Here is an 8,524-nt window from a genome sequence, read left to right on the forward strand (position 1 = left end):
GCTGGATCAGGGTTTCCCCCATTGTCCAATATTCCCCACTGCTGCCTCCCGTAGGAGTTTGGGCCGTGTCTCAGTCCCAATGTGGCCGGTCACCCTCTCAGGTCGGCTACTGATCGTCGGCTTGGTAGGCCGTTACCCTACCAACTACCTAATCAGACGCGGGTCCATCTTACACCACCGGAGTTTTTCACACCGTGCCATGCGGCACTGTATGCTTATGCGGTATTAGCAGCCATTTCTAACTGTTATCCCCCAGTGTAAGGCAGGTTACCCACGCGTTACTCACCCGTCCGCCGCTCAGTCAATCAAGATTCCATCCGAAAACTTCCTCTTAATCGCTTCGCTCGACTTGCATGTGTTAAGCACGCCGCCAGCGTTCATCCTGAGCCAGGATCAAACTCTCATGTTAAAGTTTTGATCTTGATTCAAAATTAACGTTAGCTAATTTTAAACCGTTTTACTGTTTTGTTTGGTTCGTATACATCTCTGTATTTGTTCTGAATTTTCTCATTCAAGGCCATCAAACATAGCCTGTTTTATTAGAATTTTCAGGGTTTTACATACTGTTCAATCTTTAATTATCAAGGTTCATTCTGTGTTGTTGTCTTCAACAGCAACTCGATCATTATATCATCTTGTTTTCTGTTTGTCAACAACTTTTTAAAACTTTTTTTATTTCTGTTTCCCACCGTTTTGGTTTCCCGCGGTGGAGTTCTAATATAACATTATATGGTATGAATTGTCAAGGGATTTGTTTGATTTTTTTAAACAATTTTTTATTTTGTTTTTGAAACACTAAATACAGCGTATTTTCAAGTTTTTATCTATATTTAGTGGTGTAAAAAAACCGGGTGATTCCAATCTGGAATTCCCGGTTGCCGTAATTTTGTATTAATTGATGTAACAATTAATACATAAGATACAAATTTATCAGGCCATGCTGTTTAATACGCCTGTTACGATTTTTATTAATATATTATGGCTGTATAAAAAAGAAAGCCATGGACTGCTTTCAATCAGCCTGATAACTGCCATTCCCCAGCCGCTTCCTGAAGCAGCCGTTGCCACCAGACAAAAAATCCAGAAAAAGATAAGACCTTGGGCAGCGCCCAGCAGAGCCCCTGCTATCTGGTTGATCCCGGATAGTATGGGCAGCTTTGCCATCAGGTCAAGCCATCTCATAATAATATGAATGAGCGCGTATACCACTATGAACATGATGATAAAGCCTATAATATTAATTATGACATTGGATAAATAAGCTCCGATATAATCGGTAAATTCATCAACATGAAGCATGTCATAGACTTCATTGTTATTATTCTCAATTAAGATTTCCTTTAACTGCTCCGGTAAATCCAGATTCTCAATGGCTGTGCGCTGTGCTGACGGCAGCTCCTCTTCCTGATCCGGGGCAGCGATATCGATAGCATTTTCCAATGCATCTTTAATCATGGTATTGATGGGCGTTTTCTCTTTTAAAAATTCTGAAACCTGGGGCATTGCCAGATTTACAATAACTAAGGTGGCAACTAAGGCCACCATGGATACAGCAAGACGTATAAATCCTCTGTAATGGCCATATAGGACCATTCCCAGCAAATAGATTCCAACTACAATTGTTAACCAGTTTTCCATAAACTCCTCTTCCGCGTTAAGCTGATACTACCAGTTTTTCTATGGCGTTGGCAACCCCATCCTCATCATTTGATAATGTTATATAATCTGCACAAAGTTTTAAATTTTCATCCCCATTTTCCATTACTACGCCAATTCCGGCCTTTTGAATCATGGTCAGGTCATTGCCTCCGTCTCCGAAAGCCATGGTCTGTTCTGCCGGTATTCCAAGGTATGCGGCCAGATTTAGAATTCCGTTGCCTTTTGTGGCGCCTGCCGCATTGATCTCCAGATTATTATATAAAGAAGAGCTCACAGCCAGTTCGGGTCTTTGTTCTAAGATGCCCTTAACCCTGGCGCGCTCTTTTAGGTCTCCGAAAAACATATTGATCTTCTCTACCGGTTTATTGCACTGTTTTACATATTCGATGCTGTCAGGCACCGCTTCCCTGGTCCTCAAAACCAAATCCTGAATACCCGGCTCCAGACCGTAGTTTTCCAAATGGTACAAAAAGCGCGCTTCCATAGCGCCTTTTCCATTCAGATACGGATCATAGGCGGATTTGGTAGTTTTTGCAAATTCCAGTATCTCCAGAGCCAGGTCCACAGGAAGAAGGGCGGAGCTGATCTCTATGCCTTCCTGCATATCGACTACGCGCCCGCCATTTGCTGTAATTGCGTACCGCACTCCCGGCATCTCTCTGACGGCTTCCGGTATGCCTGATACCATCCGCCCGGTGGCCGGAACAATGTGGATTCCCATGGCGATACATCTTTTTAAAGCCGCTTCATTGGCAGGAGACAGCCTTTTTTTAGAATCCAATAATGTTCCGTCCAAATCTAATGCTATTAATTTAATATTCATATTCGCATCCTGTTAATTTATAAAATGTTGTTCCTTCAGTATCAGCATTCCGTCTTTGTCATATTTTGGCGAAAATACACCTGTGATCAATTTTCCGATGGACGGTTTTTCAGCCCTGTCGGCAGCTTCTTCGATCATTTCCTCAGCATTGGCACGGGTTAACGGAATTCCGTCCTCTTCCATGATCTCAATGCGCTCATATAATGCAAGCATGCTCTTTCCGCTGATGCTGCAGTCGATTTCACTCGCATATTTACATGCATACTGGGCAAATTCATCCAGATCCATCTCTTCATCGGCATTCGGCTCCGGCTGGCTCACGGCTTCCTTCTTTGGCTGAACCGTTTTTTTCGGCTGTGCTTCTTTCTTTGGCTGCACCATTCTCTCAGGGCGTTTCTCTGGGGGCGCCGCTTTTTTTACAGGAACAGGGATCTCTTCTTCCGGCTCCTGATCATATTCTTCCTCAATCTCTTCACGGGCAATGTCTTCCTGAAGCGCAACCTGTTTTAATACAGCTTCTGAAACATCCTCAATCGGGTCCTCATCTTTTACGCCGATGCACTCAAATTTAGAGGCCAGCTGAGGATTCTGACGGTGCAGTTCTTCCATCTGGCGCGGATTGTCGATCAATACCACAATGGTTCCAGTTTCATCCCGGTCCATAAACTGATTTAACTCAGCCAATGCTTCCGGCGTCAAATCTCCTGCATCTTCGATCACAAGGTCTTTGCCGGTAATTTTATCTTCTGACGCAAATATACCGCGTTTGCTCAGTTTTCCGCCGCTGATCTTCAAAACCTGGTGCTTAATTCCATTTTCTTCATGAATTTGTCTCAGGACTTCAACTGCCATCTCAAGACCTTTTTCCGGTGTTCTGGATTCGATCATCAGATGATTGGCAGAAATATACTCCGGTTCGTCTTCATTGTCAACGGCAATTTCTTCAAGAGGCTCTTCCTCTTCTTCCGGTTCTTCCTCAACGCTTTCAGGTTCTTGGGAATATTCTTGGGAATATCCTTCGTCATACGGCTGATCATATGATTCAGCGTATGCTTCCTCTTCATACTCTTCTTCCGGTTCCGCCATATTTTCAGGCATCTCTTCTTCTGAGAACTCAACGGTTTCGGGAAGCTGTTCCGGAAGGTCAGAGCCTTTTTCAGGCGCAATATCCCTGATCGCTTTTAATACCTTTGTAACGGAAGAAGCTTCTTCCTCTTCCACATCATCATCCTCTTCAACTGAGATTCTGGACATCTCCCGGGCCAGACGTTCCTCCACTTCCGCTTCATGGAGGTTGGCGGTCAGTTCCTCATCCACATTTCTGTGAACAGGCATGGAAGGGCGTATATCCTCGTCATTTTCCTCTTCCTCATCGTCGTAATCTTCGTCGTCGTCCAAAAGGCGGGGAGCGCTGTACTGCTGCTCTACTGCCTTCAGCTTCTCTTCGTATTTGTCACGGTTCTCCACAAGATCCATCTGATAGCCGTTAAGAGGAGCGTACTGCATCTTTAAATCCATGGCTTTGTCCACGTATTTGCCAAGGCCGAACATCAGCATAATCTTATCGCAGGTTCTGATGCATTCGTCGATCATGCCGGCTTTCTGGTAGAGTTCTGCCAGCTCGTAGATCCATTTTTCCTCTAATTCCGTATTGGTGTAGCGTTCCAGTGAATGAATCAGCTGTTCAGCCGGAGCGCCTTTCTCTCTTAAAATCATATAGCGCAGCAAATGCTGTCTCGGATCTTCCGGAGCCAGATCGCAGAATTCTCTGTAATAATCCTCGGCTTCGGAAATATTCTTCTCTTTTAAGGCCAGTTCTGTCAGTTTATATAATAAGCGTTTTCCGATAGGCGCCCGTTCAAAGGCCAGAAGCAGAATGTCTTTGGCGTCCTGGTATTCCTCATTTTTTTCGTAAATCTGGGCAACCAGCGAAAGAAGGTTGGTATTTCTGACCCGCCTCCAGTCAATTGTATCCGCAATCTTCATAGCCGTTTCGTAATCGCTTTTATTAACAAGCTTTTTGATCTGTTCAACCTTTATGTTAAACTCATACTTATCCATCTTGCGTATCTCCTAATATCTCCAGTTAACAGGTTACAATTCTGTCCTTCCCTCTAAAGCGCGAAGCAGTGTAACTTCGTCTATGTATTCCAGATCCCCGCCTACCGGCACGCCGCTGGCAATCCGGGTCACTTTAATTCCCGTAGGTTTGATCAGTTTGCTGATGTACATTGCCGTTGTCTCGCCTTCCAGGCTGGAATTGGTGGCTATAATCACTTCTTCAATGTCCCCCTGAAGCCTCTGCATCAGCTCTTTCAGTTTGATATCATTGGGTCCGATCCCCAGCATGGGTGAAATGGCCCCGTGAAGCACATGATAAACGCCCTCATATCTCCCGGTTTTTTCATAGGCGGCCAAATCCCTGGTATTTTCCACCACCATAATCTCTTTGTGGTTCCGTTTGTCGCTGCTGCAGATGGGGCAGATCTCTTTATCCGTCAGCGTAAAGCATTCTTTGCAGTACCGGATATTATTCTTGGCTTCCGTGATGGCAAAAGCCAGATGCTGCACCTGTTCAGACGGCATACTGATGATGTGAAATGCCAGCCTCTGCGCCGATTTCGTGCCCACGCCCGGCAGCTTTGACAGCTCTTCTATTAATTTTGTAATCTGACTGCTGTAATAATCCATAATTAGAACGGAAGTCCTCCGCCCAGGCCGCCTAATCCGCCTGTCAGTTTGGACATAGCCGCGCCGGATGCCTCTTCCATCTGACGGAGAGCTTCGTTGGTAGCCGCTACAATCAGGTCTTCCAGCATCTCAATATCATCGGGATCAACTACTTCTTCCGATAATTTCACTGAAACAACCTCTTTTTTTCCGGATACGGTTACCGTTACGGCGCCGCCGCCTGCAGTCGCTGTAAATTCCTTGCTTTCCAGCTCCCTTGCATTCTCCTCCATCTGTTTCTGCATCTTCTGAGCCTGCTTCATCAGGTTATTCATATTGCCAGGCATCATACCGCCTGAAAATCCTCCACGTTTTGCCATGGTTTTGTTCCTCCTAGTCTTCTATTGAAATTTCCATATGGATACTGTTTTTCAAATCTTCATCACTTACGTAAATGGTGTCGAGGCGCTCTGCTCCGCCTCTCAGCCTCGCTTTAAAATAGAGAGATTTCCCATAAGTTTTCTCAATATAGGATTCAATCTCTCCCAACACGGTCGGCCTGCTGCCGATCATATATCCGTCGCTGCTATTGAAAACAACGCAAAGACAGCTGTCTCCTCCCGGTTCCACCACCGTATCTCTGAAACCTGCCCGGATCACTCCGCCAAGCTCCCTTACGATCTTTCCCCATTCGTTGCGGATCAGATTTAAATCTTCCAGCTGGGCCTTTGGAATGGGCACCTGCTGAGGCGGTTCCTGGGAATCTGCCAAAGCGGGCGTTTCTGCCGCCGGTGAAGCGGCTGTTGCCGCCTGTAAAGAAGCCGGATTTACGGGAATTCCTTCCTCCAGCTGCTCTTCAATCTTGTTCAGCCGCTGTATGATGGAATCCAGATTCTGCTCCATCTCGGGCCTTGTCAGTTTAATAAATGCCAGTTCAATTAAAACGCGTTTCTGGCTTGCATATCTTAACTGGTTGGAAAGTTCTGAGAATACGCGGATATAACGCATCAGGGTCTCCCCGTCCGTTAAGGCCGCATCCTCTGTAAGCAGTTTTATATTCTCCGCCGACGCATCCACAATTCCTTCCGGATCATCTGTGGTCTGCACCAGCAGAAGATTTCTCATATACCAGACAAAATCCACCACAAACTGTCCCAGTTCCCGGCCCTGAATCACCATGTCTTCCAGCTTCCTGATGCAGTCTGTCGTCCTGTTTTCTACAACCGCATGGAAAATCTCGCTGAACACGCCGGTATCCACGGCTCCCAGAATCTCCAGAACATGATCATAGGTCAGCACTTCGCCGAAATGGAACGCCACGCACTGATCTAAAAGGCTGAGGGCGTCACGCATGGCTCCGTCGGCCGCCTTGGCGATATAATTCAGCGCTTTTTCTTCCACCTCGATATGCTCGGCCGCTGTCATCTCCTTCATTCTGTCGGTGATGGTTTCTACTGTAATCCTCTTAAAATCATATCTTTGGCATCTGGATAGCACCGTTACCGGAATCTTGTGGACTTCCGTGGTTGCCAGAATAAAAATCACATATTCCGGCGGCTCTTCCAACGTCTTTAAAAGGGCGTTAAATGCTCCCGTAGAAAGCATATGCACCTCGTCGATGATATAAACCCGGTAACGTCCCTCTGTGGGCGGATACTGCACCTGTTCCCGGATTTCCCGGATGTTCTCCACGCCGTTATTGGACGCAGCATCGATCTCGACAACATTTAAAGAGGAACCTGTCAGAATATTTTTACAGGTGGGGCACTCATTACATGGACTGCCGTCTGCAGGGTGCTCACAGTTGACCGCTCTTGCAAATATCTTGGCAATACTGGTCTTTCCTGTACCTCGTGTTCCGCAAAACAGATATGCATGTCCGATACGCTGCGATACGATCTGGTTCTTCAATGTCTGTACGATATGGTCCTGGCCTTTTACATCTTCAAATGAGGTCGGGCGCCATTTCCGGTATAATGCAGTGTATGACATGTTAACCTCTCCTTCGCCGCATGGTGCGGCATAAACTTCTTAATATACTGTTTCATTTATTCGTCGCCAAAGCTGATTCCCACCATCTTGGCTTCGCGGATCATGGAACTGCTTGGATCCACGGTTTTTAGTTTGCCCGCCACTTCTTCCAGCGGAACTTCCGTGATATCGTTATTCTTAACAGCTACCATATAACCGTATTTGCCGTCGCCGATCAGTTTGGCAGCGGCAGCTCCTAAGCGTGTGGATAAAACTCTGTCGTAAGGACACGGCTCTCCGCCTCTCTGCATGTGGCCCGGTACGGTGACGCGGACTTCCTGTCCGGTGCGCTCTGTTATCTGCGCGCCGATCTCATAGGCAACAGATGGGTAAACCATGCCGTTTTTCTTCTTTTCTTTTAATTCTTTTTTTGTTAAATTAGCATTTTCCTTGGAAATAGCGCCTTCAGCCACTGCCAGAATGGAGAAACGTTTGCCCTGTTTCGTCCTTTCTTTAATCGCATTCACAACTACTTCCAGATCATATGGTATCTCCGGCAGCAAGATAATGTCGGCCCCGCCTGCAATTCCTGCATACAGGGTCAGCCAGCCTACCTTGTGTCCCATGACTTCCACAATGAACACGCGGCCATGAGAGGCGGCCGTAGTGTGAATACAGTCAATGGCATTAGTAGCCACATTTACCGCGCTCTGGAATCCGAATGTGACGTCAGAGCCCCAAAGGTCATTATCAATGGTCTTTGGAAGGGAAACGATGTTAAGCCCCTCTTCTCTTAGAAGATTGGCTGTTTTCTGGCTTCCGTTGCCTCCGAGCACTACCAGACATTCTAATTTTAATTTTTTATAGGTGTGTTTCATGGCTTCTACTTTATCAAGGCCGTTCTCATCCGGCACTCTCATCAGCTTAAACGGCTGCCTGGATGTTCCTAATATGGTGCCGCCTTCGGTCAGAATCCCCGAGAAATCAGATGGCTTCATAATGTGGTAATCCGCATACATCAGCCCCTTAAATCCGTCTTCAAATCCTATGATCTCTATCTCATCGTACATCTTGTAAAGTGATTTGGCTACGCCGCGCATAGTCGCATTCAAACTCTGACAATCTCCGCCGCTCGTTAACATTCCAACTCTGATCATGAAAGTCACACCCTTTCTTGTTTTATCCGTCTTCTGTTTGTGGGTTATATTATCCCCATTTTGTAATTATAATACAAAGGCTGTTGAGGGGCAAGTGGCAAATTTCTTACGTTAGGGTTGCTGTAAATCTTTATTTAACTGGCGAAGGTACGCCGGAAAGAAGGGGAAGCCCAGGCGGGCGGCGGAAGTAATCGGCGAAATGGGATTCGGGATTCGCCCCTAAGATGTACTAAGACCCGCAAGG

General features: G+C 46.3%; 7 protein-coding genes and 1 rRNA gene. All 8 read right to left on the reverse strand.

The window, feature by feature from the left end; translation table 11 throughout:
- Nucleotides 1–409 (reverse strand): 16S ribosomal RNA (locus tag C0033_RS26530); the annotation flags it as partial.
- Nucleotides 410–930: 521 nt separating this feature from the next.
- Nucleotides 931–1,638: a CvpA family protein gene (locus C0033_RS26535; RefSeq protein WP_103230869.1), complete on the reverse strand. Its 708-nt coding sequence runs from the start codon at nt 1,636–1,638 to the stop codon at nt 931–933.
- Between the two features lie 16 nt (nt 1,639–1,654).
- Complete coding sequence (locus C0033_RS26540) at nt 1,655–2,482, reverse strand: Cof-type HAD-IIB family hydrolase (RefSeq protein WP_103230870.1); 828 nt, start codon at nt 2,480–2,482, stop codon at nt 1,655–1,657.
- Nucleotides 2,483–2,494: 12 nt separating this feature from the next.
- On the reverse strand, nt 2,495–4,543 hold the full coding sequence (locus C0033_RS26545; RefSeq protein WP_103230871.1) for a tetratricopeptide repeat protein: 2,049 nt from the start codon (nt 4,541–4,543) through the stop codon (nt 2,495–2,497).
- A 33-nt stretch (nt 4,544–4,576) separates the two neighbouring features.
- Nucleotides 4,577–5,173, reverse strand: a complete 597-nt coding sequence (gene recR, locus C0033_RS26550; protein ID WP_103230872.1) for a recombination mediator RecR — start codon at nt 5,171–5,173, stop codon at nt 4,577–4,579.
- Between the two features lie 2 nt (nt 5,174–5,175).
- Nucleotides 5,176–5,532, reverse strand: coding sequence for a YbaB/EbfC family nucleoid-associated protein (locus C0033_RS26555; protein WP_103230873.1), 357 nt, complete (start codon nt 5,530–5,532; stop codon nt 5,176–5,178).
- 13 nt (nt 5,533–5,545) lie between these two features.
- Entirely contained in the window at nt 5,546–7,144 is a 1,599-nt protein-coding gene (gene dnaX, locus C0033_RS26560; RefSeq protein WP_103230874.1) for a DNA polymerase III subunit gamma/tau, read from the reverse strand.
- 56 nt (nt 7,145–7,200) lie between these two features.
- Complete coding sequence (locus C0033_RS26565; RefSeq protein ID WP_103230875.1) at nt 7,201–8,280, reverse strand: ATP-dependent 6-phosphofructokinase; 1,080 nt, start codon at nt 8,278–8,280, stop codon at nt 7,201–7,203.
- Nucleotides 8,281–8,524: the final 244 nt, after the last annotated feature.

The organism is Clostridium sp. chh4-2, from assembly GCF_002899675.1.
Classification (GTDB): Bacteria; Bacillota; Clostridia; order Lachnospirales; family Lachnospiraceae; genus CHH4-2.